Raw genomic sequence first — 26,511 nt, forward strand, 5'->3', positions numbered from 1 at the left:
ATTCATCGAAGGTTTTTATTTGAATTTTTTCTTGATAAAAGTGCGCTGCAATTGTAAAGCGAAAAGACTGAGGCCGATAGCCAAAGCAAATGATAAAACAGTGTTCAATTTTAGCGATAAGAACATAAAACTAAAGATAGCTAAAAAGACGCAGAAGCAAGCAATGTTTACAAAAAATAGGACTTCCTTTACACTAGCAACAGGAGTATTCTCTGGAACATAATCTTGAAACTGGGCAGTTTTTATACTTTCTTGTTCGAACTCATACGGGTGTAGTTTTCTTGCGGGCATATTTCTCTCCTTAACAGTACATTACTATTTTATCATTTTTTAAAGAGAGAATTATTACAGGATGGTTACAAATTGCATAAAATCTGTTATCAGGACCAATTACGATTTTCTTGACATGTTGATGGGAAAATGATAGGATGAGTAAACCGTTTAAACTTTATTATTTTTCTCTTATTTCAACGAGGGGAAATTTGATGGTTGAAACGAATAAAAATCATACACAGATGCAAATAAATTCAATTTTGAAGTAAGGACAGGATTCTTTTAAATTGATTCTAGTTGTTCATGACGAGGTAGTTTTCTATCTTTAGTGCTATGGTAAAGAGGAGATTTGTTCCCTCGACAACAGAATACTTAAAGGAGATTGGCATGTATCTTGCTATCAAAGAAATTTTACAGAATAAACTGCGTTACAGTTTAATTCTAACAACCATCTTTCTCATTGCTTTTATGGTTTTTTTTATGACCAGTTTGGCTTTAGGACTCGTTCGAAATAATAGGGCTGCTATCGATAATTGGCAAGCAACAGGAGTTGTGCTATCCGATTATGCAAATGATAATTTGACTGCATCCTTTATACCAGAAAAAGACTACAAAGATAAAGTGTCTGGGGATGCTGTTCCCCTATGCTACATGTTTGCGGTGACAAACCTTGTCGATAGTAGTGACAAGATAAATGTCTCTATTTTTGGCCAAGAGTGGGACAGTTTTATCTCGCCAACCTTGATTGAAGGTCATTACCCAGAAAATGACCAAGAAGTTGTAGTGGATCAGTCTTTTGAGAATTACGGCATCAAACTTGGGGACGCAATTCAACTCAACGGAAGTGAGACAAGTTTTAAGATTGTAGGTTTGACCAGAGAAAATAAATTTTTCACGGAACCTGTTGTCTTTACAAGTTTAACAACATATTGGAATTTACAAGGAACAACAAAAGCCAATCGTTCGATCTCTGCATTGGTATTGCAAAATGATGTAGAAGTGACTGGCGATGGTTTGAAGCAGATTTCTATACAAAAAATGATTTCGAAAATTCCTGGCTATACCCCTCAAGTCAATGTATTCTCAGGAATGATTCTAGCTATGATCGTCATTACAGGTCTGATTGTAGGCATTTTTATCTACATCATTACCATTCAAAAATTAGGCCTCTATGGAATTATGCGAGCGCAAGGGATTCAGATAAAATCCATCGTATGGTCCCTTTTCTGCCAAATCTTTATCTTATCTGGTTTGGGTATAGGTTTGGCTTTATTAGCCATTTGGGCTGTCATTTTAGTCTTACCTGCAACCTTCTTTTTCTACCCTAGTTGGTTGGCATACTTTGTGTTAAGCCTGGTCATTTGCTTGATGGCACTACTAGGTGGCGTCATTTCTCTTCCGCGTCTACTTAAAGTAGATCCAATTACAGCGATTGCAGAATGATAAGGAGAATGATATGACGACATTAATTGAGATGATTCAAGTGACAAAAACTTATGGCGAGGGCAATAAGAAAGTTACAGCTCTCCATGAGACCAATTTTCAGCTAAACGCTGGGGAGTTTGTAGCGATTGTGGGGCCTTCTGGATCAGGTAAAACAACTTTTTTAACAACTCTAGGACAACTTCAGGAAGCTTCAAGTGGAAAGATTCTAGTAAAGGGAAAAGAGACTTGGCACTTATCTGAAAAAGAAAAAACGGATTTGCGCTTTAGTGAATTTGGTTTTATCCTCCAGGCTTCAAATTTGATTCCATTTTTAACAGTTAAGGAGCAATTAGATTTAATTGACCGTTTGGATAAAAAGAAATCTATAAAAAGTGACCGACAAGAGTTATTTAGTTTGTTGGATTTGGAAAAGGTTCAAAATCACTATCCAAAAGCTCTCTCTGGTGGAGAACGCCAACGAGCTGCAATTGCTAGAGCCCTTTATAATAATCCTAGTATCGTACTTGCAGATGAGCCGACAGCTAGCTTGGATACACAACGTGCTTATCAAGTGACGGATATGCTGGCTTCAATTGCCCATGAGCAAGGCAGGGGAGTTGTCATGATTACGCATGATACTCGCTTACTAGATAAGGTTGACCGTATTTATGTGATGGATGACGGACGACTTGTTGAAAAGACACAAGCATAAATCTAAAAAGTGAACTGTTATTGATACGGTTCACTTTTTTTAAAATTTAGACTAACAAGACCCACTTTTCTGTATAGCTGATTTTTTGGAAATGTGGTATAATCTTCTCTATGGAAAAGATTATCATTACAGCAACTGCTGAAAGTATTGAACAAGTAAAACAGCTACTTGAAGCTGGTGTCGACCGCATTTATGTCGGTGAGAAAGATTTTGGTCTTCGTTTGCCAACGACTTTTAGTCATGATGAATTGCGTGAAATCGCAAAAATCATTCATGATGCCGGTAAGGAATTAATCGTAGCGGTCAATGCTCTTATGCACCAAGACATGATGGACCGTATCAAGCCCTTCTTGGACTTTTTAGAAGAAATCAAAACGGACTATATCACAGTTGGGGACGCAGGTGTCTTTTATTTGGTAAACCGTGAGGGCTATTCTTTCAAAACCATCTACGATGCTTCAACCATGGTCACAAGCAGTCGTCAGATTAACTTCTGGGGACAAAAGGCAGGAGCGTCAGAAGCCGTCTTGGCGCGTGAAATCCCGTCTGCAGAACTTTTCAAAATGCCTGAAATTTTAGAAATTCCAGCAGAAGTTTTGGTATATGGTGCTAGTGTGATCCACCATTCTAAGCGTCCGCTCTTGCAAAACTACTATAATTTCACTCAAATTGATGATGAAAAATCTCGTCAACGTGATTTGTTCCTAGCTGAGCCAAGTGACCCAGAGAGTCATTACTCTATTTTTGAGGACAATCATGGAACCCACATCTTTGCTAACAATGACCTTGATTTGATGACTAAGTTGACCGAATTAGTTGAGCATGGTTTCACTCACTGGAAACTGGAAGGCCTCTACACTCCAGGACAAAACTTTGTGGAAATTGCAAAACTCTTTATCCAAGCACGCAATTTGATTCAAGAAGGTAACTTTACGCATGACCAAGCCTTCTTGCTCGATGAAGAAGTTCGTAAGCTCCACCCTAAAAATCGTTTCCTTGATACTGGATTTTACGATTACGATCCTGATATGGTTAAATAAAAATGACAAAACCCGGCATAAATTGTTCGGGTTTTTCTAATATTTGGATGAATTTGAAGCGTATTCATGATATAATAGGAGTAGCTCTATTTGGAGGTGTATAAGTGGAAAATCTGAAAAAAATGGCAGGTATCAAGGCTGCTGAGTTCGTCAAAGATGGTATGGTTGTCGGACTTGGAACAGGCTCAACTGCCTACTATTTCGTAGAAGAAATAGGTCGTCGCATCAAGGAAGAAGGTTTGCAGATTACAGCTGTAACGACTTCTAGTGTAACCAGCAAGCAGGCAGAAGGGCTCAATATTCCTCTTAAGTCTATTGACCAGGTGGATTTTGTAGACCTGACAGTTGATGGTGCTGATGAAGTGGACAGTCAGTTTAACGGCATCAAAGGTGGTGGTGGTGCCCTTCTTATGGAAAAGGTTGTCGCAACTCCATCTAAAGAATACATCTGGGTCGTTGATGAAAGTAAACTAGTAGAGAAACTGGGAGCTTTTAAATTACCTGTAGAGGTTGTTCAGTATGGTGCCGAACAAGTATTTCGTCGTTTTGAGCGAGCTGGCTATCAACCAAGCTTCCGTGAAAAGGATGGTCAACGTTTTGTGACAGACATGCAAAACTTTATCATTGATCTAGCCATGGAAGTCATTGAAGACCCAATTGCTCTTGGGCAAGAATTGGACCATGTCGTTGGTGTTGTCGAGCACGGCTTGTTTAACCAAATGGTGGACAAGGTCATCGTTGCTGGACAAAATGGCGTTCAGATTTTAACTTCAACAAAAGCAAAATAATCAAAAAAGGAGACACACTATGCCAAAATTTAATCGTATTCACTTGGTGGTACTAGATTCTGTAGGAATCGGTGCAGCACCAGATGCTAATAACTTTGTCAATGCTGGGGTTCCTGATGGTTCCTCAGACACTCTTGGACACATTTCAAAATCAGTAGGTCTGAATGTCCCAAATATGGCAAAACTTGGTCTTGGAAATATTCCTCGTGAAACACCATTGAAGACAGTTCCAGCTGAGAGCAATCCAACTGGTTACGCAACTAAGTTAGAAGAAGTCTCTCTAGGTAAAGATACCATGACTGGCCACTGGGAAATCATGGGACTTAATATCACTGAACCGTTCGATACTTTCTGGAATGGATTCCCAGAGGAAATCTTGACAAAAATCGAAGAATTCTCAGGTCGTAAGGTCATTCGCGAAGCTAACAAACCTTATTCTGGTACAGCAGTTATCGAAGACTTTGGACCACGCCAAATGGAAACAGGCGAGTTGATCATCTATACATCAGCTGATCCAGTTCTTCAAATCGCAGCTCACGAAGACATCATTCCTTTGGATGAACTCTACCGTATCTGTGAATACGCTCGTTCGATTACATTGGAGCGTCCAGCTCTTCTTGGACGGATCATTGCTCGTCCTTACGTTGGTGAGCCAGGAAACTTCACTCGTACGGCTAATCGTCGTGACTTGGCAGTTTCACCATTTGCACCAACTGTTTTGGACAAATTGAACGAGGCTGGTATTGATACATACGCGGTTGGTAAGATTAACGATATCTTCAACGGTGCAGGGATCAACCATGATATGGGCCACAACAAATCAAACAGCCACGGTATTGACAACTTGATCAAAGCGATGAAATCAGAAGATTTCAAACATGGTTTCTCATTCACCAACTTGGTTGACTTCGACGCTCTTTATGGACACCGTCGTAATCCTCATGGTTACCGTGATTGCTTGCATGAGTTTGATGAGCGCTTGCCAGAAATCATTGCAGCCATGCGCGAAGATGATCTTCTTTTGATTACGGCTGACCATGGTAACGACCCAACCTATGCTGGTACCGACCATACTCGTGAATATATTCCACTTTTAGCTTACAGTCCATCATTTAAAGGTAATGGATTACTTCCAGTTGGGCACTTCGCTGACATCTCAGCAACAATTGCGGACAACTTTGGTGTTGAAAAAGCCATGATCGGTGAAAGCTTCTTAGATAAATTAGTTTAAGATGATTCGCTACGCTTTACTTGTTAGAGGCATTAATGTCGGTGGAAAGAATAAGGTAGTCATGACTCAACTGCGTCAAGAATTGACGGAACTGAGATTAGAAAATGTTGAAACCTACATCAATAGTGGCAATATCTTCTTTGACACCAATATTCCTAGAATTCAGTTAGTTGAGGATTTAAAGGGATTCTTTGAAAGGCACTATCCATTTATCCAAAGTTTTTCCTTATTTTCTAACGAAGACTATGAAGAAGAGCTTAGAAATCTTCCTGATTGGTGGGACCATGAGATGGCTCGAAAGGATGTGCTATTTTACACTGAGGGCGTGGATGTGGATCAAGTCATCGAGAAAGTGGACAGTTTGGAACTGGTCGATGAGGAGCTTCATTTTGGGAAATTAGGGATCTTCTGGGGTAAATTGTCAGAAGCTAGCTACTCTAAAACAGCCTATCACAAGCACTTGCTTAAGATGCCTTTCTATCGCAATATTACCATTCGTAACGCTAATACCTTTGACAAAATTGGTCAATTTTTAAAACATAAAAAAGGAGATACCTAATGACATTTTTAAATAAAATCAATGAAACAGCAGCATTTTTGAAGGACAAAGGAATCGAAGCTCCTGAGTTCGGTTTGATCCTTGGTTCAGGTCTTGGAGAATTGGCTGAAGAAATCGAAAATGCAGTCGTAGTAGACTACTCTGACATTCCAAACTGGGGTCAATCCACAGTAGTCGGACATGCTGGTAAATTGGTTTATGGTGATCTTGCTGGACGTAAAGTCTTGGCTCTTCAAGGTCGTTTCCACTTCTATGAAGGAAACCCATTGGAAGTGGTGACTTTCCCAGTTCGTGTCATGAAAGTGTTGGGATGTGAAGGAGTTCTTGTAACCAACGCTGCCGGTGGTATCGGCTTCGGTCCTGGTACCTTGATGGCAATCACTGATCACATCAACATGACAGGTCAAAACCCATTGATCGGTGAAAACTTGGATGAGTTTGGCCCTCGCTTCCCAGATATGTCGAAGGCTTACACTCCAGAATACCGTGTAACTGCACATGAAGTGGCTCAAAAACTTGGAATCAAACTTGATGAAGGTGTCTATATCGGTGTTACTGGTCCAACTTATGAAACACCTGCAGAAATTCGTGCCTATAAGACACTTGGAGCAGATGCAGTCGGTATGTCTACGGTTCCTGAAGTTATCGTTGCAGCTCACTCAGGTTTGAAAGTTCTAGGAATTTCATGTATTACTAACCATGCTGCTGGTTTCCAAGAAGAACTCAACCACGAGGAAGTTGTAGAAGTGACCGAACGTGTTAAAGGTGACTTCAAAGGCTTGCTTAAAGCGATTCTTGCTGAATTGTAAGATGATGAAAGCACGACTCCAAAGTCTGCCCTATGGCTGGCGTCTGCTTTTAGCGACCGTCGCTTTAGGAATAGGAACAGGTCTGGTCGGAATCGCCTGTCATTTTCTACTAGATGGCGTACAAAAGTTGGCTTTCGGCCAAGAACGATCTGATCTGCTCCAGCAATTTCGGGAAGCCGGAGGTCTTCGTAGATTTCTTGTCTTATCTGTGACAGGGCTTTTGGCAGCAGGATTCTGGTATGTTTTGCAGAAACGTTATAAGATTCTGTCTATTCGTAAGCAAATTGATCAGGTTGGAGATAGAGAACCAGCGCCCCTAGCCCATATCCTTCATGCAAGTATGCAGGTTGCGATTGTCGGAGCTGGCGCTTCGGTCGGAAAAGAAGGAGCTCCACGTGAGGTTGGGGCACTTATAGCTGGTCGTTTGGGAAAAGTTTTGTCCTTGACGATCAAAGAGCAAAGAGTTTTGATTGCTTGTGGAGCTGGAGCGGGGTTAGCTGCGGTCTATCAGATTCCCTTTGCTAGTAGCTTGTTTGTCTTTGAGACCTTAGGGTTGTCCTATCGCTGGAAAAATGTCTTACTGGTCTTGTCCAGTACTTATCTAGCGGCTTGGGTGGCCCAACCAATCGTTGGTCATGGTGCTATTTACCACCTGTCGCAAGTTCATTGGTCAGCAAGTGGTTTCTTGCAGGCTGTCTTAGTGGCTCTATTGGTTACTCCATTGGCACTTGCCTTTCGTTTTCTAGCCAAACAGGCTAGTCGCAAACGGCGGAAGGATTGGACCATTCTATGGGCTCTGCCTTTAGCATTTATGGTGCTAGCTGGTATTGTGATCTTTTACCCGATTTTTATGGGGAATGGACAGGTTCTAGCTCAAGCCGTTCTATCAGGTCAACCATTTTCTAATCTAGCCTTGATCTTGGTCGTGAAAGGGCTTCTGGTTTATATCCTCTTGAGTAATGGTGCCTATGGGGGAACCTTGACGCCATCATTTGCCTTAGGAATTGGATCTGGTTATTTGGTGACCATGATTCTTTCTGCAGTTGGCGTTCAACTAGATCCTGCTCTAGGAATGTTGCTTGGAGCGACAGTCTTTTTAGGGACAACATTACAAGCTCCCATGACTGCCATTGCCCTAAGTCTTGGTTTTACAGGACAGAGCTGGGCCTTGATTCTACCGCTGGCACTAACTGCTGGTGTGTCTTATGTGATTCAAAATAGATGGGAGAATAAACGATGAGAGTGCATTTTGTTTTGCACGAAACTTTTGAAGTACCTGGTGCCTATCTAAAGTGGGCGCAGGAGCGTGGTCATCAGGTGAAAATGACCAAGGTCTACGAGCGGGAAGCTCTACCTGAGACAGTGGATGAAATCGATTTTTTGATTGTCATGGGAGGACCACAATCGCCAGATGAGGATCGCGCAACCTTCCCTTACTATGATCCGCAAGCTGAGATTGAACTAATTCAAAAAGCTATGAAGGCGGATCGCTACATCGTTGGTGTCTGTCTTGGTGCGCAGCTCCTGTCTGTAGCTTATGGCGCAGAGTATGAACATAGTCCAGAACGAGAGATTGGTGTTTATCCGGTGGACCTAACCCTTGAAGGATTAGCAGATCCGAATGTCGCCTTATTTGGTGAGAGCTTTGATTCAGGACATTGGCATGGAGATATGCCGGGATTGACAGAGGATGCTGTTGTCCTTGCGACCAGTCAAGGTTGTCCACGGCAGATTATACGCTTCAGTCCTAAACACTATGCCTTCCAAGCTCACTTGGAATTTGATCCAGAAGCAGTCAATCTCTTAATTGCTGCAGATGGTGAAGCCGCTTTGGAAGCCCAAAGTCAAACATTGCCATTTGTCGAAAAACCTGAAGCCATCCGTGCTTACGATTATCAAGAAATGAATGCAAAATTATACGCATTTTTGGATTCATTAACAAACTAAATAAAAAAGAAAGGTAGGGCGTGTGTTCAGATTTGAACACGAGCGGAAAGCTTTTCTAAATAAGAAATATACACAGAAAGGAAGGGTTAACCGTATTCACTGAACTGAATACGGGCGGAGAACTGTGGAAAAAAGATAAACTGTCTAGCATCTGTGATGCTTCGTCAGTTTCCTATTTTTCCTTTGTTCTCTGTCGCCCTTTATATCTTAAACATGTCTATCCATATTGCTGCTAAGCAGGGTGAAATTGCTGATAAAATTCTTCTTCCTGGGGATCCTCTTCGTGCAAAATTTATCGCTGAGAATTTTCTTGAAGATGCTGTTTGCTTTAACAAAGTCCGTAACATGTTTGGTTACACAGGTACTTACAAAGGTCACCGTGTATCTGTCATGGGAACAGGAATGGGGATGCCATCCATCTCTATCTATGCGCGTGAGTTGATTGTCGACTACGGAGTAAAGAAATTGATCCGTGTCGGAACGGCTGGATCTTTGAATGAGGATGTTCACGTCCGTGAATTGGTCTTGGCTCAAGCAGCAGCAACCAACTCAAACATCATCCGCAACGATTGGCCTCAATACGATTTCCCACAAATTGCAAGTTTTGACTTGCTAGATAAGGCTTACCATATTGCTAAAGACCTTGGCATGACTACACACGTCGGCAATGTCTTGTCATCAGATGTTTTCTACTCAAACTACTTTGAAAAGAACATCGAGCTTGGTAAATGGGGAGTCAAGGCTGTGGAAATGGAAGCAGCAGCTCTTTACTATTTGGCAGCTCAACACCATGTTGATGCTCTTGCCATTATGACCATCTCAGATAGTTTGGTCAATCCAGATGAGGATACAACAGCTGAAGAACGCCAAAACACCTTCACTGATATGATGAAGGTTGGTCTAGAGACTTTAATTGCAGAATAAAAGAAAACACAAAAAAGGAAGATTTTCATCCAGAAAATCTTCCTTTTTTAGTCATTCAGTCCATACTATGACCTAAATGAATGTTGCTCTATCGTCTATTTTTTAAGAGATTGTAAGAAACAATCAATCTCTGCTTGAGAATGGAGAATATGCATCTTTTCAGGGTAGGTATCACTTAATTTTTGGTATCTTACCTTAGCATTTTTTGTTCGTCCATCCCAGAGAATCCAACTAATAAATTCCCAATTAAATTGTTCTTGACACCCATCCGCCATACTTTCTCTAACTTTTCCTCTGTATTGTAGATAGCGTTTTAAGGCTCTTGCTAAACAATTCCAAGCTGAAAAGTTTAGAAAGATAATCTGGTCAGCTTGCTCCATTCTTTCCTCATAGTAACACCAGCTATAGTTACCGTCAATAACCCAATCGGAATGTTCGGTGAGAAAGTCTCTCATCTCTTTTAACATCCAATCGCGGTTACTGTCTACCCAGCCTGGCTGAAATTGAAGGGTGTCCATATGGAGTTTAGGAATGGAGTAGTAGCTGGAAAGTTTTTCTGCCAGAGTAGATTTACCTGACCCTGAATATCCTATAATAGCAATTTTCATGATAACCTCCAGAAAAATGTGTACAAAAAAAGCTCCGAAGAGCTCATTTTGTATCCAGTTAAAGATTAACCAAGTTTAGCTGCAAGACGTGCTTTATCACGGTTAGCTTTATTCTTGTGGATCAAACCTTTAGTTTCTGCTTTATCGATGGCTGAGCTAGCAGCACGGTAAAGTTCTTCAGATGGGTTTGCTTCAAAAGCTTTGATAGCAGTACGCATAGCTGATTTTTGAGCTGAGTTCTTTTCGTTTTGTTTAACGTTCAATTCAGCGCGTTTGATAGCTGATTTAATGTTTGCCAATGTTCTTACCTCCATATTTACTAACTATACCATTATATCTGAAAACTATTATTTTGACAAGGGGAAATCACTTTTTTAAATAAATTTCATCAATTTCATGATTTTTAGATTTGTGAAGAATGACTTCAGCCCGATTTCTTGTCGGTTCGATGTAGTTTTGTAGATTGGTCAAATTAATACTTGTCCAAACCTGATGGGCAAAATCTTTGACTTCACTGATTGGTTGTTGGGTGAAACGATAGTAATAGTTGTTTGGATCATCTTGTGCAAAGCTAAGAAGTTTCAAAAAACGATCCAAATACCAGCTCTCGATATCCTCGACTGCAGCATCTACATAGATTGAAAAATCGAAAAAGTCTGTAATATAAAGACGGCTGTTATGTGGTGTTTGAAAGACGTTGATACCCTCTACGATGACAAAATCCGCTGCTTGAACTCTTTGTGTTTTATCAGGTACGATATCGTAGATTTCGTGAGAATAAACAGGAATGTCAACATCCTGACCGTTTTTAAGTTGATCCAGGAAATTGAGCAAGCTTTCCATATCATAACTCTCAGGGAAACCTTTTCGGTTTAGGATATTACGCTCGTTTAAGATGCTGTTAGGATACAGAAAGCCATCAGTTGTCACTAATTCAACACTTGCTTCTGGAAAAATACGTGAAAGCAAAATTTGTAAGAGTCGGCTAGTAGTTGATTTGCCAACAGCGACACTACCTGAAATTCCGATAATAAATGGCTGATTCTTACTCTCCCTTTGGAGAAAAATTCCTTTTGAAAAGGCTAGGTCTTCTTTAGAGCGTTTGTAGATTTGAATCAGATGAGCTAGCGGCAGGTAAATATCTGTTACATCTTGGAGACTAATCTGGTCATTAAAACTCTTAATCGAATCCAATTCCTCCTCGGTTAAAGGAGGTGTAGTTTTACGATGCAAAGATTGCCAAGTTCCTCGACTGATTTTTTCATAATGTATAAATTCGTTGGTCATAAAATTTCCTCGTTTGATATCTCAGTATACCATAATTTACAAAGAAAGACATCTGAATCATTTGAGAAAAAGCGCTTTCTTTGTTAAAATATAAGTAGTATAGCAATCAAAAGAGGTGATGTTATGAGACTAGTGGTGAGTGATAAAATTCTAAAACTGACTAGCTTACTGGTTGTGATTCTGTGGTTATCTCCGACTTTGATTGAGTTTACTGTGAGTTTAGGAAGTCAAACCTATAGTTGGTCTGCGTTTGTCTTGTTATTCTTGCTACCAATTATTGGTTTTATTTACCTGATTCTCGCCATTTTAACAAGAAAATGGTGGCTTTTCTTGTTTGGTCTGGCCTGTATTTTTTCTTTTGCTATCACGATGGCATTGGGTTCTTATTTGCTCGGGCCCTAAGGGATTAGGTAACTTATACTATTTTTTAATAAATCAATGGCAAACAAAAGCCTTTGTTGTCATGTAAACGATTTACAATTAACTTATTTATGTGGTAAAATGAAACTATGAGTAAAATGTATTATGCAGAAAATCCAGATGCGGCCCATGATGTTCATGAGCTAAGAGTGGAACTACTTGGAGAAAAGATGACTTTTTTGACGGATGCAGGTGTCTTTAGCAAAAAAATGATTGATTTTGGAAGTCAGTTATTGCTAAGATGTCTCGATGTTGAAAAAGGTGAAAAAATTCTGGATGTTGGTTGTGGCTACGGTCCAATAGGCTTGTCTTTGGTTAAAGCTAATGGTGTTCAAGCGACTATGGTGGATATTAACAATCGTGCCCTGGATTTGGCCCAGCAAAATGCAGTAAAAAACAATGTTCAAGCGACTATCTTCCAGTCCAATATTTATGAGCAGGTAGAAGGGCAATTTGACCATGTCATTTCGAATCCACCCATCCGTGCAGGCAAGCAAGTCGTCCATGAAATCATCGAGAAAAGCATTGATTATCTTGTAGACGGTGGAGATTTAACCATTGTTATTCAGAAAAAACAAGGAGCTCCAAGTGCCAAAAACAAGATGAAAGAAGTATTTGGCAACTGCGAGGTTGTAAAGAAAGATAAGGGATATTATATCCTTAGAAGTGTGAAAGAATGAGAGCAGTAGATCTAATCCAGAAAAAAAGAGACGGCCAAGAACTCAGCTCTAGTGAAATCCAATGGCTGATTGAAGGATATGTTGCAGGAACAGTTCCTGACTACCAGATGTCTGCCTTTGCTATGGCTGTTTATTTTAAAGGCATGACCACTAGAGAGATTTCCGATTTGACTATGAACATGGTCAAGACAGGTCAGGAGTTTGATTTGTCTGCTATAAATGGTGTGAAGGTTGATAAACACTCTACGGGTGGTGTTGGTGACAAGGTAACTTTAATCCTAGCACCCTTGGTAGCTAGTTTTGATGTTCCAGTTGCCAAAATGAGTGGTAGAGGTCTAGGACATACTGGCGGAACAATCGATAAATTAGAATCTATCAAAGGTTTTCAAGTCGAACGCGGTCAAGAAGACTTTATCAAACAGGTTCAGGATATCGGGGTTTCAGTTATTGGTCAATCTGACCAACTAGTCAAAGCGGATAAACTTCTCTATGCACTACGTGATGTCACTGCGACAGTTGATACGATTCCCTTGATTGCTAGTTCTGTCATGAGTAAAAAAATTGCAGCTGGAGCCGATGCTATTTTGCTGGATGTAACAGTCGGTGAAGGTGCCTTTATGAAGACAGTTGATGAGGCGCGTGAATTGGCTCAAACCATGGTAAACCTTGGTAAGGCTGTTGACCGTAAGACAGTAGCAGTCATTACGGATATGAGTCAACCTTTGGGACGTGCCATTGGGAACCGCTTGGAAATTCTAGAAGCACTAGAAATTCTTCAGGGTAAAGGACGCGAGGATATTAGTCACTTTATCTGTGAGTTAGCTCAGATTATGCTTTCTCTGGCAAATGTTGAAAAAACAGTCGAGGAAGTAAGGCAACATCTTGAAAATGGTCAGGCAATCAAGAAATTTGAAGAGATGGTTCTAGCTCAGGGTGGAAACCTAGAAGACCTCTATCGTCCAGTAAAAGTTGACCATGTATTTGATATTCCTGCTCAAGAGGATGGTATTATCGCAGAACTTCCAGCCATGGAATTCGGTCTTTTTGCTATGAGATTAGGTGCTGGTCGTGCTGTTAAAACCGATACTCTTGACTATGAGACAGGGATTGTTTTTGAGAAGAAAGTTGGAGATGCTGTCAAAAAAGGTGAAATTGTCGCAAAAGTATATGCAAATGGCAAAATTTCTCCTGAACTAGTTACAGATTTTCAAAAATATGTTAAAATTAAAATAAGTGACGAAGTGATAAAAACACGAGAAATTATAGAGATTATCTCCTGATTTAAGGAAAATTCGAAATGAAATTAAATAAATACATTGATCATACGCTTTTGAAGCAAGATGCGACTGAACAACAAATCGATCATTTGTTATCTGAAGCCAAAGACTATGATTTTGCCAGTGTTTGTGTCAATCCTTGCTGGGTTTCTCATGCAAAAGCTGGTCTAGAAAATACTGATGTCAAGGTTTGTACAGTTGTAGGCTTCCCACTTGGAGCCACAACATCCGCTGTTAAAGCATTCGAAACCAAAGAAGCTATCCAAAATGGTGCTGATGAGATTGATATGGTCATCAATGTTGGAGCACTCAAGTCTGAGAATGCTGATTTAGTTGAGTCAGATATTCGAGCAGTTGTTGAAGCAAGTGGAGACAAACTCGTAAAGGTTATTATTGAAGCTTGTTTGTTAACCGATGAGGAAAAAATTCTCGCTTGTCAGCTAGCTCAGAAAGCAGGAGCAGACTTTGTCAAGACTTCTACTGGTTTCTCAACAGGTGGTGCAACCCTACCGGATGTTAAATTAATGCGCCAGACAGTTGGACCTGATATGGGGGTCAAGGCTGCTGGAGGAGCTCGCTCGTATGCAGATGCTGTTGCCTTTGTTGAAGCTGGAGCTACTCGTATCGGAACATCTTCTGGTGTAGCAATCCTTAAAGGAGAATTAGCGGATGGCGACTACTGAGTTGATTGATTTAGCAATTGAAACTAGTAAAAAAGCCTATGTGCCCTACTCACATTTCCCAATTGGTGCCGTATTGGTTGCCAAGGATGGAAGTGTTTATACTGGAGTCAATGTCGAGAATGCTAGCTTCTCTTTGACCAACTGTGGCGAAAGAACAGCTATCTTTAAGGCGGTTTCTGAAGGACAGCGAGACTTTTCAGAATTGATTGTCTATGGTCAAACAGAAAAACCGATTTCACCTTGTGGTGCTTGTCGCCAAGTCATGGCCGAATTTTTTAAACCAGATCTAAAGGTGACTCTAGTCGCCAAAGATAAAACGACGGTCGAGATGACGGTCGGGGAATTACTTCCATATTCTTTTACAGACTTGCATTAGTCTGTGTCACTCCCTGAGTGACAAGGGTCCTTGTGACCTATCTATCCATACTTGCAACTTAGTTGCGCATCTTATTTAGGAGGTTCAGTAATGAACAAGAAACAATGGCTAGGCCTTGGTCTAGTTGCAGTAGCAGCATTTGGACTTGCTGCATGTGGTAATCGCTCTTCTCGTAATGCAGCTTCATCTTCTTCTGATGTGAAGACTAAAGCAGCTATCGTTACAGATACTGGTGGTGTTGATGACAAATCATTCAACCAATCAGCTTGGGAAGGTCTTCAAGCTTGGGGTAAAGAACACAACCTTGAAAAAGATAAAGGTTATACTTACTTCCAATCAACAAGTGAAGCTGACTACGCAAACAACTTGCAACAAGCAGCTGGAAACTACAACTTGATCTATGGTATTGGTTTTGCACTTAAAAATGCAGTTGCTGATGCTGCCAAAGAACATACAGATATAAACTATGTTTTGATTGACGATGTGATCAAAGATCAAAAAAATGTTGTAAGTGCTACTTTTGCTGATAACGAAGCAGCATACCTTGCAGGTGTCGCTGCAGCTAAAACTACTAAAACAAAACAAGTTGGTTTTGTAGGTGGTATGGAATCTGAAGTTATTTCTCGCTTCGCAGCTGGTTTCAAAGCTGGTGTTGAGTCAGTTGACCCATCTATCAAAGTTCAAGTAGACTACGCTGGTTCATTTGGTGATGCTGCTAAAGGTAAAACAATTGCTGCAGCTCAATACGCTGCAGGTGCAGACGTTATCTACCAAGCAGCTGGTGGTACTGGAGCAGGTGTCTTCTCTGAAGCTAAATCTTTGAACGAAAGCAAAAATGAAGACGAAAAAGTTTGGGTTATCGGTGTAGACCGTGACCAAGTTGATGAAGGTAAATACACTTCTAAAGATGGTAAAGAAGCTAACTTCGTACTTGCTTCTACTTTGAAACAAGTTGGTACAGCTGTAAAAGACCTTGCTAACAAAGCTGAAAAAGGTGAATTCCCTGGTGGTCAAGTTATCGTTTACTCATTGAAGGATAAAGGTGTTGATTTGGCAATGACAAACCTTTCTGAAGAAGGTAAAAAAGCTGTTGAAGATGCAAAAGCTAAAATCCTTGATGGTAGCATCAAAGTTCCTGAAAAATAATTGATGGAAGTCATTTCTTAGGAAGCGGTCTTGGGCCGCTTCTTTAAGAATTGAGGCAAATGGTTTTGTCTCAATAGAGCTTGCTAAGTTTCTTTAGCAGGTTTTATTGAAACAAAATAAAACTCTGAAAGGAAGAGCACATGGCACACGAAAATGTCATTGAAATGCGTGAAATTACCAAAGTTTTTGGTGAATTTGTCGCTAACGACAAGATTAACCTTGTACTTCGTAAAGGTGAAATTCATGCACTTTTAGGAGAAAATGGAGCTGGTAAGTCCACTCTTATGAACATGCTAGCGGGGCTTCTAGAACCAACTAGTGGTGAAATTGTTGTTAATGGTCAAGTTGTGAAACTTGACTCACCATCAAAAGCTGCTAGCCTAGGAATTGGGATGGTTCACCAACACTTTATGTTGGTAGAAGCTTTCACTGTTGCTGAAAATATCATTTTGGGGAGTGAATTGACCAAAAAAGGTGTGCTAGATATTGCTCGTGCTACTCGAGAAATCAATGAGTTGTCTGAACGCTATGGTCTTGCTGTGGATCCTTCTGCCAAAGTGGCAGATATCTCTGTAGGGGCTCAACAACGGGTTGAAATCTTAAAGACACTTTATCGTGGTGCAGACATTCTTATCTTTGACGAACCAACTGCCGTCTTAACACCATCAGAAATTGATGAGTTGATGGCTATTATGAAGAATTTGGTCAAAGAAGGTAAATCCATTATCTTGATTACCCACAAATTGGATGAGATTCGTGCTGTATCTGACCGTGTTACAGTTATCCGTCGTGGTAAATCTATTGAAACAGTTGAGATTGCTGGTGCAACTAATGCTGACTTAGCTGAGATGATGGTAGGACGTTCTGTTTCCTTTAAAACTGAGAAACAGGAAGCTCAACCTAAAGAAGTTATTCTGTCTATTAAAGACCTAGTAGTAAACGAAAACCGAGGTGTTCCTGCCGTTAAAAATCTCTCACTCGATGTTCGAGCTGGTGAGATTGTCGGAATTGCCGGGATTGATGGAAATGGTCAGTCAGAATTGATCCAAGCTATCACTGGACTCCGTAAGATTGAGTCTGGTAGTGTGGAGTTGAAAGGCCAGTCTATCGTAGGTTTACACCCTCGCCAAATTACAGAAATGAGTGTGGGCCACGTTCCTGAAGACCGTCACCGTGATGGTTTGGTCTTGGAAATGATGATTTCTGAAAATATCGCTCTTCAAACCTACTATAAGGAACCTCTTAGCAAGAAGGGAATTTTAAATTATACCAATATCATCGGGTACGCTAAGCAATTAATGCAAGAATTCGATGTGCGTGCTGCTAGTGAGATTGTTCCAGCCTCAGCTCTTTCTGGAGGAAATCAACAAAAAGCTATCATCGCTCGAGAAGTTGATCGAAATCCTGATCTCCTCATCGTCAGCCAACCAACTCGTGGTTTGGACGTCGGTGCCATTGAGTACATTCACAAACGCTTGATTCAAGAACGTGATAATGGGAAAGCTGTCCTTGTAGTCAGCTTTGAACTAGATGAGATTCTAAATGTCTCTGATAGAATTGCCGTTATCCACGATGGTAAGATTCAAGGGATTGTAACCCCAGAAACAACCAACAAGCAAGAGCTTGGAGTCTTGATGGCTGGTGGTGAATTGGAAAAGGAGAAGAGTGATGTCTAAAAAATTACAACAAATTTCGGTTCCTTTGATTTCTGTTATTTTAGGGATCCTACTCGGAGCCATCGTCATGTGGATTTTTGGCTACGATGCTATCTGGGGATATGAAGAACTATTCTACACAGCCTTTGGTAGTGTACGTGGAATCGGTGAAATCTTCCGTGCCATGGGACCTTTGGTCTTGATTGCTCTAGGATTTGCAGTGGCAAGCCGTGCTGGTTTCTTTAACGTTGGTCTTCCGGGACAAGCCCTCGCAGGTTGGGTTATGAGTGGTTGGTTCGCTCTTTCTTTCCCAGATTTGCCACGTCCTTTGATGATTCTTGCGACAATTGTTATTGCCTTAGTTGCGGGAGGAATCGTTGGAGCAATTCCTGGTATCTTAAGAGCCTACCTTGGGACATCTGAGGTTATCGTAACCATTATGATGAACTACATTGTTCTTTATGTGGGGAATGCCTTTATCCACAGCTTCCCTAAAGAAATTATGCAAAGTACGGATTCGTCTATTCGTGTTAGTGCAAATGCAACTTATCAAACACCTTGGCTTGCTGAGCTAACAGGAAATTCTCGTATGAACATTGGGATTTTCTTTGCGATCATAGCTGTTGCGGTTATCTGGTTCATGCTTAAGAAGACAACTCTCGGTTTTGAGATCCGTGCAGTTGGTCTAAATCCAAATGCTTCTGAATATGCAGGTATTTCAGCTAAACGTACCATTATTCTATCCATGATTATTTCGGGTGCCCTCGCAGGACTTGGTGGAGCAGTAGAAGGACTTGGTACCTTCCAAAACGTCTACGTTCAAGGTTCATCATTGGCAGTCGGATTTAACGGTATGGCAGTAAGTCTACTTGCGTCAAACTCCCCAGTTGGAATTCTATTTGCGGCCTTCTTATTCAGTGTCCTACAGGTTGGAGCACCGGGTATGAATGCTGCACAAGTACCATCTGAGCTTGTAAGTATCGTTACAGCCTCAATTATCTTCTTTGTCAGCGTTCACTACATCATCGAACGCTTTGTCAAACCAAGAAAACAACTTAAAGGAGGTAAATAAGGATGTCGATTACAACAATGTTAACCCTTATGGTTTCGTCCATGTTGATTTACTCAGCACCACTTATTTTCACAAGTATCGGAGGAGTTTTCTCTGAACGTGGAGGAGTTGTTAACGTTGGTCTTGAAGGAATCATGGTCATGGGTGCCTTTTCTGGAGTTGTTTTTAACCTTGAATTTGCTCAAGATTTGGGAGCATTAACTCCTTGGTTTGCGCTTCTAGTTGGTGGATTAGTCGGAGCGCTCTTCTCGCTCATTCACGCAGTAGCTACAATTCATTTCCGTGCTGACCATGTTGTCAGTGGTACCGTACTTAACTTGATGGCACCTGCCTTGGCAGTCTTCTTGGTCAAGGTGCTTTATAACAAGGGACAAACGGATAACTTAACGCAAACATTTGGTCGATTTGATTTCCCTCTTTTGGCGAATATCCCAGTTATCGGAGATATCTTCTTCAAGTCAACAAGTTTACTTGGTTATCTAGCAATTGCTTTCTCATTCTTAGCATGGTTTGTTCTCTTTAAAACTCGCTTTGGACTTCGTCTTCGTTCAGTAGGTGAACATCCACAAGCGGCAGACACTTTGGGAATTAATGTTTACAAGATGAGATATCTTGGAGTTGTGATTTCAGGTTTCCTTGGAGGAATCGGTGGAGCTATTTACGCTCAATCAATTTCTGTTAACTTCTCAGTGACAACCATCGTCGGTCCAGGGTTTATCGCTCTTGCTGCCATGATTTTTGGTAAATGGAATCCTGTTGGTGCTATGCTTTCAAGTCTTTTCTTTGGACTCTCACAAAGTTTGGCAGTTATCGGTTCTCAACTTCCTTTCTTGCAAGGAGTTCCAGCCGTTTACTTGCAAATCGCACCATACCTCTTGACCATTGTCGTCCTAGCAGCATTCTTTGGTAAAGCTGTTGCACCAAAGGCAGACGGTATCAACTATATTAAATCTAAGTAATATAAAAAAAACGTCAGTTTCAACTGACGTTTTATTTTTTAGGTTCTTGGTGAGTTAAGTTGAGTCCCCAAGGGATAATATTTTCTGTTTTATTTTGGATGCGTTTGATATTGTCCTTGTGTCTCACAATTACTAGACTTGCAAGACCAATAATAATCACAGTGAAAAGTAGGTCATAACTACTTAAGATAAATCCAAAAAGAGGAAATAGAAGGACTCCAAGAATCGCAGCTATAGCAGCTGATATACTAGAAAGGGAAATCATACTTCCCAGATAAAGGATTCCAAAGAAAATGACTGCAAGGTAGAGGCAAAAGAGAGGAGCAAATCCCAAAATAACTCCAGCGCTGGTAGCGACAGCCTTACCACCCTTGAATTTTGCAAAGATTGGGAAGGTATGGCCGAGGACTGCTAAAAGTCCAAAGACGATTGGCGAAATTCCCTGTACATGGAAGATTAGTGGAAGTAGAGTAGCCAAAGTACCCTTAAAGAAATCAATTGCAAAAGTTACCATCCCAGCTTTTTTTCCTAAAATTCTGAAGGTATTGGTCGTTCCAGTATTACCAGATCCATGTTCTCTTATATTGATGTTAAAGAAGATTTGCCCAATCCATAAGCCTGAAGGGATTGAACCCAATAAATAAGCTAAAATTAATAATACTATTGTCATCATGCTTCTATTATACCATGAAACAGGAGAGAAACGAAACTGAATCTGTAAGCCACTTGTGACATCTGATTCTTTATCAAAGCTCACAAGTTTATCATGACTACTATTTTTATTCATAAATCAAAGCTAAAGTTTTAAAAATACATGAAAATTTCTGAAAAAACTTGATTTTGTGTTTATTTATGCTATAATAGGAACAATTATTTTTAGGAGGTGGAATATGTCTTACTTATTTGAGATATTACCAAGTTTATTGAGCGGTGCGATAATGACTTTACAAGTATTTGCACTGGTCTTACTGTTTTCAATCCCTTTAGGCATTTTGGTTGCCTTTTGCTTACAGGTCCATTGGAAACCCCTCCATTACATGATTGATGTTTATATATGGGTGATGCGTGGGACACCCTTGCTCTTGCAGTTAATCTTTATCTATTATGTTTTGCCAAGTATCGGGATTCGACTTGATCGGGTACCAGCAGCGATTATTGCTTTCACGCTTAATTATGCAGCCTATTTTGCAGAAATATTCCGTGGAGGGATTGCAACCATTCCTCAAGGACAATATGAAGCAGCTAAGGTTTTGAAATTGAATCCTATCGATACCGTTCGCTATATCATTTTGCCTCAAGTCACTAAGATTGTTTTACCAAGTGTATTTAACGAGGTTATGAGTTTGGTTAAAGATACGTCTTTGGTTTATGCACTGGGTATTTCAGATCTAATCCTAGCTAGTCGTACAGCAGCCAATCGTGATGCGAGCTTGATTCCCATGTTCCTAGCAGGCGCTATCTATCTTCTTATGATTGGTATCGTTACAATCCTAGCTAAGAAACTTGAGAAGAAGTTCAGCTACTATAGATAGGAGGGTTATCCATGTTAGAGTTAAAAAATATCAGCAAAAAATTTGGAAAAAAAGAAATTTTATCCAATTTCAATTTAACAATCCCTGAAAAGCAGATTTTGGCCATCGTTGGTCCTTCTGGTGGTGGGAAGACTACCTTGCTTAGAATGTTAGCTGGACTAGAAACCATTGATTCAGGTGAGATTTTTTATAATGGAGAATCCCTACCTTTGGATGAACTTGAAAAGCGTCACTTATTAGGTTTTGTTTTTCAAGATTTTCAGCTTTTTCCTCACTTATCCGTTATGGAGAACTTGATTTTGTCACCCATCAAAACTATGGGGATGTCTGAAGCAGATGCCAAGAAGAAGGCAACCGACTTACTCGCTCGTCTGGGGCTCGAAGCACACGCAGATGCTTATCCATACTCATTATCTGGTGGGCAAAAGCAACGTGTTGCTTTAGCGCGTGCTATGATGATAGATCCAGAAGTGATTGGTTATGATGAACCAACTTCTGCACTTGATCCTGAGTTGCGTCTTGAAGTTGAAAAACTGATTCTACAAAATCGAGAATTAGGCATGACTCAGATTGTCGTGACTCACGATCTCCAGTTTGCAGAGAATATTGCTGATCAGATTCTCAAAGTAGAGCCTAAGTAGGAGGTATCTATGAATCGAATGAAAATCAGCCTTGTTTTGGTATTCTTTCTGGCTTTTTTCCTGGTAGGATGCACACAAAAAGCTAGTGATCCCAAAGTCGATAATTGGGACAAATACCAAGAACAGGGTACAATTACCATCGGGTTTGACAATACCTTTGTTCCCATGGGCTTTGAAGAAAAGAATGGGCAATATGCTGGATTTGACATTGATTTAGCACAGGCTGTTTCTGAGAAACTTGGTTTCAAGGTACAGTTTCAACCCATTGATTGGGACATGAAGGAAACCGAACTTCAAAACGGCACCATTGATGCTATCTGGAATGGATATTCAGCGACTGATGAACGCCGTGAGAAGGTTGCTTTTACCATTCCTTACATGGAAAATCAGCAAGTTCTAGTCTCTAAGAAATCTCAGAATATACAATCAGTGTCTGATATGACAGGCAAGGTTTTGGGTGCCCAGGCAGGATCTTCTGGTTATATAGATTTCGAAGCCCAACCAGAACTCTTAAAAAATATCGTAAAAGATCAAAAAGCCAACCAATATCAGAGTTTTAATGAAGCCTTGATTGACTTGCAAAATGATCGGATTGATGCCCTTTTAATTGACCGTGTTTACGCCAATTATTATCTTGAAACTCAAGGAATTTTAGACCAGTATGAGATTTTTCCTGCTGGTTTTGAGAGTGAATCCTTTGCAGTTGGAGTAAGACCAGCGGACAAGACCTTATTAGCCAATTTGAATAAGGCTTTTGTCGAGCTCTATCAAGAAGGTAAATTCCAAGAAATTAGCAAGAAATGGTTTGGTGAAGATGTGGCTACCAACCAAGTTAAAGGAAAAGAAAACTAAGATTATGTCTTGGTTTCTTTTTTTGGTGGAGATTGGTAAAGTTTTTGCTAAAAAGGACTTGGGAATAGGCTTTTTAACTAGAAAAACTTTGCAAAATCGCTAGAAAACCTGTAAAATAGAAAAGATGAACAAATAGGAGGTTCCTTGTGTCAAAAAAGGAAATCAATATTAACAATTATAATGATGACGCCATTCAGGTGCTAGAAGGGTTGGATGCGGTCCGTAAACGTCCAGGGATGTATATCGGATCGACCGATGGTGCTGGTCTCCACCACCTTGTCTGGGAAATCGTCGATAATGCGGTCGATGAGGCCTTGTCTGGATTTGGTGACCGTATCGATGTGACAATCAATAAAGACGGAAGTTTAACGGTTCAAGACCATGGACGTGGAATGCCGACTGGAATGCACGCTATGGGAATTCCAACGGTTGAGGTTATCTTTACCATCCTTCACGCCGGAGGAAAATTCGGTCAGGGTGGTTATAAGACATCAGGAGGTCTCCACGGGGTTGGATCTTCTGTCGTCAATGCCCTCTCTAGTTGGTTAGAGGTAGAAATTACTCGTGATGGCGCAGTTTATAGACAACGTTTTGAAAATGGAGGCAAGCCAGTTACAACCCTTGAAAAGATTGGAACGGCATCAAAATCTAAGACAGGTACCAAAGTAACCTTCATGCCGGATGCTAGTATCTTTTCTACAACCGACTTCAAGTACAATACCATTTCAGAACGCCTTAATGAATCAGCTTTTCTCTTGAAAAATGTAACCTTGTCATTAACGGACAAGCGAACAGATGAAGCAATCGAATTTCACTATGAGAACGGGGTACAGGACTTTGTTTCTTACCTCAATGAAGACAAGGAAACCTTAACTCCAGTTCTTTACTTTGAAGGCGAAGACAATGGTTTCCAAGTGGAAGTAGCCCTCCAGTATAATGATGGATTTTCTGATAACATCTTGTCATTTGTAAATAACGTTCGCACTAAGGACGGTGGAACGCATGAGACAGGACTTAAGTCTGCTATTACCAAAGTCATGAATGACTACGCCCGTAAGACAGGTCTTCTCAAGGAAAAGGATAAAAATCTTGAAGGGTCCGATTACCGTGAAGGATTAGCAGCCGTTCTTTCTATTCTAGTCCCTGAAGAACACTTGCAGTTTGAAGGACAGACTAAGGATAAACTAGGAAGTCCCCTTGCTCGTCCTGTTGTAGATGGAATTGTGGCTGATAAGTTGACCTTCTTCCTTATGGAAAATGGTGAACTAGCTTCTAATCTGATTCGCAAGGCTATCAAGGCGCGTGATGCTCGTGAAGCAGCACGTAAGGCGCGTGATGAGAGTCGTAATGGTAAGAAAAATAAGAAAGATAAGGGCTTGCTTTCTGGAAAATTAACCCCAGCCCAGTCTAAAAATCCAGCTAAGAACGAACTCTACCTAGTCGAGGGAGACTCTGCCGGTGGTTCTGCTAAGCAAGGTCGTGACCGCAAGTTTCAAGCTATCTTGCCTCTTCGTGGTAAGGTTATCAATACAGCCAAGGCCAAGATGGCTGATATCCTCAAAAATGAAGAAATCAATACCATGATTTATACCATCGGTGCAGGTGTTGGAGCAGACTTCTCGCTTGAAGATGCCAACTATGACAAGATTATTATCATGACCGATGCGGATACCGACGGTGCCCACATTCAAACTCTTCTCTTAACCTTCTTTTACCGCTATATGCGTCCACTAGTTGAGGCAGGTCATGTTTATATCGCCCTTCCACCTCTTTACAAGATGTCAAAAGGGAAAGGTAAGAAAGAAGAAGTGGCCTACGCTTGGACAGATGGTGAGCTAGAAGAACTACGTAAGCAGTTTGGTAAAGGTGCTACCCTCCAACGCTATAAGGGGCTCGGTGAGATGAACGCGGATCAACTTTGGGAAACAACCATGAATCCAGAAACCCGCACTCTTATCCGTGTTACAATCGAAGATCTAGCACGCGCTGAACGCCGCGTAAACGTCCTCATGGGAGACAAGGTCGAACCACGCCGTAAGTGGATTGAGGACAATGTTAAGTTTACGCTAGAAGAAGCAACAGTGTTTTAAGTAAATCTTCCTCCTTCAAAATCTTAGCTCTTTAAAAGAGGTATAAATCATGATAAGTTTATTGTATCATACTCCTTTTCTTGCGATAGTTTTAGCTATAGGTGCAGTTATGTTTATAAGTGCTAAACAAGGTAAACCTGAGAAAAGTCGCTTTCTTGAATTCTTACTATTAACCATAGTAACTGCCTGTGTCTTTTTATTTGATAATCCTTTAAGATCCAATCCTTATGCAGGCTTGCTATTCTATACTTTTGATATCTTTATTTTCACACCAGCTAGCTTAGCTTTTGGTTTTACAGGCGTTTATAAAAGCAGTAAACATCTCAAGCATTATCCTAGTGTGTACTCAAAAATTCTTAGAATAAATGCCTGGTTTTTAGCGATATTTTCGAGTATTATTTTCTTATTTTTAATGTTGACTGAAGAAATGGGGATTCTTTTGTTACTGCCACTTTATGGCATCAGTTCGATTATTCAATTTATAATTGGTGAACTTGAAAGAAAAAGAGTTCAGAAGCTTCTTCAGCAAAGAAATGAAGATGCTGTTATTCAGAACATAGAGACCACTGAGGAAAAACCACATGAGAACTGACCAAGAAATACTTGGACTGATTTTAGAAACAGCTAAAAAATTACAGGTTGATACTGTCGCTTTATCGGGTTCTAGAACAGATGATCAAGCACCAAAAGATGAGTTTCAGGATTACGACGTAGTCTATGTTGTGGACGATTTGGATAATCTAACGAGAGACATTTCTTGGTTGGACAGGTTCGGAAAACGTATCATCGAGCAAGAGGTTACTCTAGGACATCGCCATCTTTACCTCATGCTCTTTGAGGATGGTAATCGCATTGATTTGACTCTCTGCCCACAAGAACACATGCAAGAATGGGTGGATAGTGAGGCAGGCTTCACAGTTTTAGAAGATAAGAAGGGTATTTTTGAGACTTATTCTCCAAGTCCAGAGCGTTTTTGGATAGATCCAGCTAGTGAGACGGATTTTGAAAAATCTTGTAATGAATTTTGGTGGGTATCAGCCTACGTGGTCAAAGGAATTTGTCGTAATCAGTTAGTCTATGCGACCGATCATCTCTACGGTATTTGCCAGCAAGAGTTGTTAAAAGTCTTGTCTTGGCAGGTAGCAAGTGATAGGGGAAAGGTCGATATCGGTAAAAACTACAAGTACCTCTTTAATTACTTGCCTGCTGAGACGGAGAAGGACTTCTCAAATCTGCTTGATTTCTCGAGTTTAGACAAAATCATTCAGTCTTTATTGGCTACGATGCAAATTTTTCATCAAGAAGCTCAAAGTCTTTCCCAAAAGATGGGCTTTGAATACGATAGGGAAGTAGCTGAGAAGATGATTCAGTATGCTGAGTCAAAACTTCCTAATTACTAAGAAATAAAGAACTCTATTTATCAATTTAAACTACAGCAAGGATAGTTTGGTTATTTATAGTAACTGAACACCTTTGTCTATAAAAAAACTACTCTACATTCTTTGAAAGGAGTTGAACACGCCCT

At 40.5% G+C, this 26,511-nt stretch carries 30 protein-coding genes; 25 read left to right on the forward strand and 5 right to left on the reverse strand.

Annotation, left to right across the window (positions count from 1 at the left end; genetic code table 11):
* Positions 1 to 15: 15 nt before the first annotated feature.
* Complete coding sequence (locus KJR31_RS01395) at positions 16 to 291, reverse strand: DUF3270 family protein (RefSeq protein WP_214261737.1); 276 nt, start codon at positions 289 to 291, stop codon at positions 16 to 18.
* Between the two features lie 369 nt (positions 292 to 660).
* Between KJR31_RS01395 and KJR31_RS01400 the strand changes: the two genes are divergently transcribed.
* The 10 genes from KJR31_RS01400 (at position 661) to deoD (ending at position 9,708) form a co-directional block, all read left to right on the forward strand.
* Positions 661 to 1,716 carry an ABC transporter permease gene (locus tag KJR31_RS01400; RefSeq protein ID WP_214261738.1) on the forward strand — a complete coding sequence of 352 codons (1,056 nt, stop codon included), beginning with the start codon at positions 661 to 663 and terminating at the stop codon, positions 1,714 to 1,716.
* Between the two features lie 13 nt (positions 1,717 to 1,729).
* Positions 1,730 to 2,410, forward strand: coding sequence for an ABC transporter ATP-binding protein (locus KJR31_RS01405; RefSeq protein ID WP_214261739.1), 681 nt, complete (start codon positions 1,730 to 1,732; stop codon positions 2,408 to 2,410).
* A gap of 110 nt (positions 2,411 to 2,520) precedes the next feature.
* Complete coding sequence (locus KJR31_RS01410) at positions 2,521 to 3,450, forward strand: peptidase U32 family protein (protein WP_214261740.1); 930 nt, start codon at positions 2,521 to 2,523, stop codon at positions 3,448 to 3,450.
* Between the two features lie 104 nt (positions 3,451 to 3,554).
* On the forward strand, positions 3,555 to 4,238 hold the full coding sequence (gene rpiA, locus KJR31_RS01415) for a ribose-5-phosphate isomerase RpiA (protein WP_214261741.1): 684 nt from the start codon (positions 3,555 to 3,557) through the stop codon (positions 4,236 to 4,238).
* 19 nt (positions 4,239 to 4,257) lie between these two features.
* Positions 4,258 to 5,469 carry a phosphopentomutase gene (locus KJR31_RS01420; RefSeq protein WP_214261742.1) on the forward strand — a complete coding sequence of 404 codons (1,212 nt, stop codon included), beginning with the start codon at positions 4,258 to 4,260 and terminating at the stop codon, positions 5,467 to 5,469.
* Position 5,470: 1 nt separating this feature from the next.
* Complete coding sequence (locus tag KJR31_RS01425; protein ID WP_214261743.1) at positions 5,471 to 6,028, forward strand: DUF1697 domain-containing protein; 558 nt, start codon at positions 5,471 to 5,473, stop codon at positions 6,026 to 6,028.
* Positions 6,028 to 6,837, forward strand: coding sequence for a purine-nucleoside phosphorylase (locus tag KJR31_RS01430; RefSeq protein ID WP_214261744.1), 810 nt, complete (start codon positions 6,028 to 6,030; stop codon positions 6,835 to 6,837). The genes KJR31_RS01425 and KJR31_RS01430 overlap by 1 nt, the downstream gene beginning before the upstream one ends.
* 4 nt (positions 6,838 to 6,841) lie before the next feature.
* On the forward strand, positions 6,842 to 8,077 hold the full coding sequence (locus KJR31_RS01435) for a chloride channel protein (protein ID WP_214261745.1): 1,236 nt from the start codon (positions 6,842 to 6,844) through the stop codon (positions 8,075 to 8,077).
* Positions 8,074 to 8,784: a glutamine amidotransferase-related protein gene (locus KJR31_RS01440; protein WP_214261746.1), complete on the forward strand. Its 711-nt coding sequence runs from the start codon at positions 8,074 to 8,076 to the stop codon at positions 8,782 to 8,784. Before KJR31_RS01435 ends, KJR31_RS01440 begins: the two co-directional genes overlap by 4 nt.
* A gap of 213 nt (positions 8,785 to 8,997) precedes the next feature.
* Positions 8,998 to 9,708 (forward strand): purine-nucleoside phosphorylase, encoded by a 711-nt coding sequence (deoD, locus tag KJR31_RS01445; RefSeq protein ID WP_214261747.1) that lies wholly within the window; start codon positions 8,998 to 9,000, stop codon positions 9,706 to 9,708.
* 95 nt (positions 9,709 to 9,803) lie between these two features.
* Here deoD and KJR31_RS01450 read toward each other — a convergent pair whose 3' ends face one another.
* The 3 genes from KJR31_RS01450 to coaA form a co-directional block, all read right to left on the reverse strand.
* On the reverse strand, positions 9,804 to 10,316 hold the full coding sequence (locus KJR31_RS01450; protein WP_214261748.1) for a DNA topology modulation protein: 513 nt from the start codon (positions 10,314 to 10,316) through the stop codon (positions 9,804 to 9,806).
* A gap of 65 nt (positions 10,317 to 10,381) precedes the next feature.
* The gene (rpsT, locus tag KJR31_RS01455; RefSeq protein ID WP_029689886.1) at positions 10,382 to 10,630 is read right to left on the reverse strand and encodes a 30S ribosomal protein S20; all 249 of its coding nucleotides are present in this window, start codon (positions 10,628 to 10,630) and stop codon (positions 10,382 to 10,384) included.
* Between the two features lie 52 nt (positions 10,631 to 10,682).
* Positions 10,683 to 11,603 carry a type I pantothenate kinase gene (gene coaA, locus KJR31_RS01460; protein ID WP_214261749.1) on the reverse strand — a complete coding sequence of 307 codons (921 nt, stop codon included), beginning with the start codon at positions 11,601 to 11,603 and terminating at the stop codon, positions 10,683 to 10,685.
* Positions 11,604 to 11,738: 135 nt separating this feature from the next.
* On the opposite strand from coaA, the gene KJR31_RS01465 reads away from it, so the two are divergent.
* The 9 genes from KJR31_RS01465 to KJR31_RS01505 all read left to right on the forward strand — a co-directional run bounded on the left by KJR31_RS01465 (position 11,739) and on the right by KJR31_RS01505 (position 19,871).
* Positions 11,739 to 12,005: a 1,4-dihydroxy-2-naphthoate prenyltransferase gene (locus tag KJR31_RS01465; RefSeq protein WP_349815555.1), complete on the forward strand. Its 267-nt coding sequence runs from the start codon at positions 11,739 to 11,741 to the stop codon at positions 12,003 to 12,005.
* Between the two features lie 107 nt (positions 12,006 to 12,112).
* On the forward strand, positions 12,113 to 12,703 hold the full coding sequence (locus tag KJR31_RS01470) for a class I SAM-dependent methyltransferase (protein WP_284444545.1): 591 nt from the start codon (positions 12,113 to 12,115) through the stop codon (positions 12,701 to 12,703).
* Positions 12,700 to 13,983: a pyrimidine-nucleoside phosphorylase gene (locus KJR31_RS01475; RefSeq protein ID WP_214261751.1), complete on the forward strand. Its 1,284-nt coding sequence runs from the start codon at positions 12,700 to 12,702 to the stop codon at positions 13,981 to 13,983. Before KJR31_RS01470 ends, KJR31_RS01475 begins: the two co-directional genes overlap by 4 nt.
* Before the next feature lie 17 nt (positions 13,984 to 14,000).
* The gene (gene deoC, locus KJR31_RS01480; RefSeq protein WP_214261752.1) at positions 14,001 to 14,663 is read left to right on the forward strand and encodes a deoxyribose-phosphate aldolase; all 663 of its coding nucleotides are present in this window, start codon (positions 14,001 to 14,003) and stop codon (positions 14,661 to 14,663) included.
* Positions 14,650 to 15,039 carry a cytidine deaminase gene (locus KJR31_RS01485; RefSeq protein ID WP_214261753.1) on the forward strand — a complete coding sequence of 130 codons (390 nt, stop codon included), beginning with the start codon at positions 14,650 to 14,652 and terminating at the stop codon, positions 15,037 to 15,039. The genes deoC and KJR31_RS01485 overlap by 14 nt, the downstream gene beginning before the upstream one ends.
* A gap of 90 nt (positions 15,040 to 15,129) precedes the next feature.
* Positions 15,130 to 16,185 (forward strand): BMP family lipoprotein, encoded by a 1,056-nt coding sequence (locus KJR31_RS01490; protein ID WP_214261754.1) that lies wholly within the window; start codon positions 15,130 to 15,132, stop codon positions 16,183 to 16,185.
* A 140-nt stretch (positions 16,186 to 16,325) separates the two neighbouring features.
* Complete coding sequence (locus KJR31_RS01495; protein WP_214261755.1) at positions 16,326 to 17,861, forward strand: ABC transporter ATP-binding protein; 1,536 nt, start codon at positions 16,326 to 16,328, stop codon at positions 17,859 to 17,861.
* Positions 17,854 to 18,912 (forward strand): ABC transporter permease, encoded by a 1,059-nt coding sequence (locus tag KJR31_RS01500; protein WP_214261756.1) that lies wholly within the window; start codon positions 17,854 to 17,856, stop codon positions 18,910 to 18,912. The genes KJR31_RS01495 and KJR31_RS01500 overlap by 8 nt, the downstream gene beginning before the upstream one ends.
* Before the next feature lie 2 nt (positions 18,913 to 18,914).
* Entirely contained in the window at positions 18,915 to 19,871 is a 957-nt protein-coding gene (locus KJR31_RS01505) for an ABC transporter permease (RefSeq protein WP_214261757.1), read from the forward strand.
* Positions 19,872 to 19,902: 31 nt separating this feature from the next.
* Here KJR31_RS01505 and plsY read toward each other — a convergent pair whose 3' ends face one another.
* On the reverse strand, positions 19,903 to 20,544 hold the full coding sequence (gene plsY, locus KJR31_RS01510; protein WP_214261758.1) for a glycerol-3-phosphate 1-O-acyltransferase PlsY: 642 nt from the start codon (positions 20,542 to 20,544) through the stop codon (positions 19,903 to 19,905).
* A gap of 217 nt (positions 20,545 to 20,761) precedes the next feature.
* Between plsY and KJR31_RS01515 the strand changes: the two genes are divergently transcribed.
* The 6 genes from KJR31_RS01515 to KJR31_RS01540 all read left to right on the forward strand — a co-directional run bounded on the left by KJR31_RS01515 (position 20,762) and on the right by KJR31_RS01540 (position 26,386).
* On the forward strand, positions 20,762 to 21,403 hold the full coding sequence (locus KJR31_RS01515) for an amino acid ABC transporter permease (RefSeq protein ID WP_214261759.1): 642 nt from the start codon (positions 20,762 to 20,764) through the stop codon (positions 21,401 to 21,403).
* 11 nt (positions 21,404 to 21,414) lie between these two features.
* A complete protein-coding gene (locus tag KJR31_RS01520; protein ID WP_214261760.1) occupies positions 21,415 to 22,044 on the forward strand; it encodes an amino acid ABC transporter ATP-binding protein in 630 nt (209 codons plus the stop codon).
* Positions 22,045 to 22,053: 9 nt separating this feature from the next.
* Complete coding sequence (locus KJR31_RS01525) at positions 22,054 to 22,896, forward strand: amino acid ABC transporter substrate-binding protein (RefSeq protein WP_214261761.1); 843 nt, start codon at positions 22,054 to 22,056, stop codon at positions 22,894 to 22,896.
* A gap of 146 nt (positions 22,897 to 23,042) precedes the next feature.
* The gene (parE, locus tag KJR31_RS01530) at positions 23,043 to 24,986 is read left to right on the forward strand and encodes a DNA topoisomerase IV subunit B (protein WP_214261762.1); all 1,944 of its coding nucleotides are present in this window, start codon (positions 23,043 to 23,045) and stop codon (positions 24,984 to 24,986) included.
* A 49-nt stretch (positions 24,987 to 25,035) separates the two neighbouring features.
* Positions 25,036 to 25,578 (forward strand): hypothetical protein, encoded by a 543-nt coding sequence (locus KJR31_RS01535; protein WP_250319665.1) that lies wholly within the window; start codon positions 25,036 to 25,038, stop codon positions 25,576 to 25,578.
* Positions 25,568 to 26,386: an aminoglycoside 6-adenylyltransferase gene (locus tag KJR31_RS01540; RefSeq protein ID WP_214261763.1), complete on the forward strand. Its 819-nt coding sequence runs from the start codon at positions 25,568 to 25,570 to the stop codon at positions 26,384 to 26,386. The genes KJR31_RS01535 and KJR31_RS01540 overlap by 11 nt, the downstream gene beginning before the upstream one ends.
* Positions 26,387 to 26,511 lie beyond the last annotated feature (125 nt).

The organism is Streptococcus infantis, assembly GCF_018499575.1.
GTDB lineage: Bacteria > Bacillota > Bacilli > Lactobacillales > Streptococcaceae > Streptococcus > Streptococcus infantis_K.

Coding starts and splice junctions, on each gene's coding strand:
- KJR31_RS01395 (WP_214261737.1), bottom strand. CDS start 291: ATGCCCGCAAGAAAACTACACCCGTATGAGTTCGAACAAGAAAGTATA.
- KJR31_RS01400 (WP_214261738.1), top strand. CDS start 661: ATGTATCTTGCTATCAAAGAAATTTTACAGAATAAACTGCGTTACAGT.
- KJR31_RS01405 (WP_214261739.1), top strand. CDS start 1,730: ATGACGACATTAATTGAGATGATTCAAGTGACAAAAACTTATGGCGAG.
- KJR31_RS01410 (WP_214261740.1), top strand. CDS start 2,521: ATGGAAAAGATTATCATTACAGCAACTGCTGAAAGTATTGAACAAGTA.
- KJR31_RS01420 (WP_214261742.1), top strand. CDS start 4,258: ATGCCAAAATTTAATCGTATTCACTTGGTGGTACTAGATTCTGTAGGA.
- KJR31_RS01425 (WP_214261743.1), top strand. CDS start 5,471: ATGATTCGCTACGCTTTACTTGTTAGAGGCATTAATGTCGGTGGAAAG.
- KJR31_RS01430 (WP_214261744.1), top strand. CDS start 6,028: ATGACATTTTTAAATAAAATCAATGAAACAGCAGCATTTTTGAAGGAC.
- KJR31_RS01435 (WP_214261745.1), top strand. CDS start 6,842: ATGAAAGCACGACTCCAAAGTCTGCCCTATGGCTGGCGTCTGCTTTTA.
- KJR31_RS01440 (WP_214261746.1), top strand. CDS start 8,074: ATGAGAGTGCATTTTGTTTTGCACGAAACTTTTGAAGTACCTGGTGCC.
- deoD (WP_214261747.1), top strand. CDS start 8,998: ATGTCTATCCATATTGCTGCTAAGCAGGGTGAAATTGCTGATAAAATT.
- KJR31_RS01450 (WP_214261748.1), bottom strand. CDS start 10,316: ATGAAAATTGCTATTATAGGATATTCAGGGTCAGGTAAATCTACTCTG.
- rpsT (WP_029689886.1), bottom strand. CDS start 10,630: ATGGAGGTAAGAACATTGGCAAACATTAAATCAGCTATCAAACGCGCT.
- coaA (WP_214261749.1), bottom strand. CDS start 11,603: ATGACCAACGAATTTATACATTATGAAAAAATCAGTCGAGGAACTTGG.
- KJR31_RS01470 (WP_284444545.1), top strand. CDS start 12,113: ATGAGTAAAATGTATTATGCAGAAAATCCAGATGCGGCCCATGATGTT.
- KJR31_RS01475 (WP_214261751.1), top strand. CDS start 12,700: ATGAGAGCAGTAGATCTAATCCAGAAAAAAAGAGACGGCCAAGAACTC.
- deoC (WP_214261752.1), top strand. CDS start 14,001: ATGAAATTAAATAAATACATTGATCATACGCTTTTGAAGCAAGATGCG.
- KJR31_RS01485 (WP_214261753.1), top strand. CDS start 14,650: ATGGCGACTACTGAGTTGATTGATTTAGCAATTGAAACTAGTAAAAAA.
- KJR31_RS01490 (WP_214261754.1), top strand. CDS start 15,130: ATGAACAAGAAACAATGGCTAGGCCTTGGTCTAGTTGCAGTAGCAGCA.
- KJR31_RS01495 (WP_214261755.1), top strand. CDS start 16,326: ATGGCACACGAAAATGTCATTGAAATGCGTGAAATTACCAAAGTTTTT.
- KJR31_RS01500 (WP_214261756.1), top strand. CDS start 17,854: ATGTCTAAAAAATTACAACAAATTTCGGTTCCTTTGATTTCTGTTATT.
- KJR31_RS01505 (WP_214261757.1), top strand. CDS start 18,915: ATGTCGATTACAACAATGTTAACCCTTATGGTTTCGTCCATGTTGATT.
- plsY (WP_214261758.1), bottom strand. CDS start 20,544: ATGATGACAATAGTATTATTAATTTTAGCTTATTTATTGGGTTCAATC.
- KJR31_RS01515 (WP_214261759.1), top strand. CDS start 20,762: ATGTCTTACTTATTTGAGATATTACCAAGTTTATTGAGCGGTGCGATA.
- KJR31_RS01520 (WP_214261760.1), top strand. CDS start 21,415: ATGTTAGAGTTAAAAAATATCAGCAAAAAATTTGGAAAAAAAGAAATT.
- KJR31_RS01525 (WP_214261761.1), top strand. CDS start 22,054: ATGAATCGAATGAAAATCAGCCTTGTTTTGGTATTCTTTCTGGCTTTT.
- KJR31_RS01535 (WP_250319665.1), top strand. CDS start 25,036: ATGATAAGTTTATTGTATCATACTCCTTTTCTTGCGATAGTTTTAGCT.
- KJR31_RS01540 (WP_214261763.1), top strand. CDS start 25,568: ATGAGAACTGACCAAGAAATACTTGGACTGATTTTAGAAACAGCTAAA.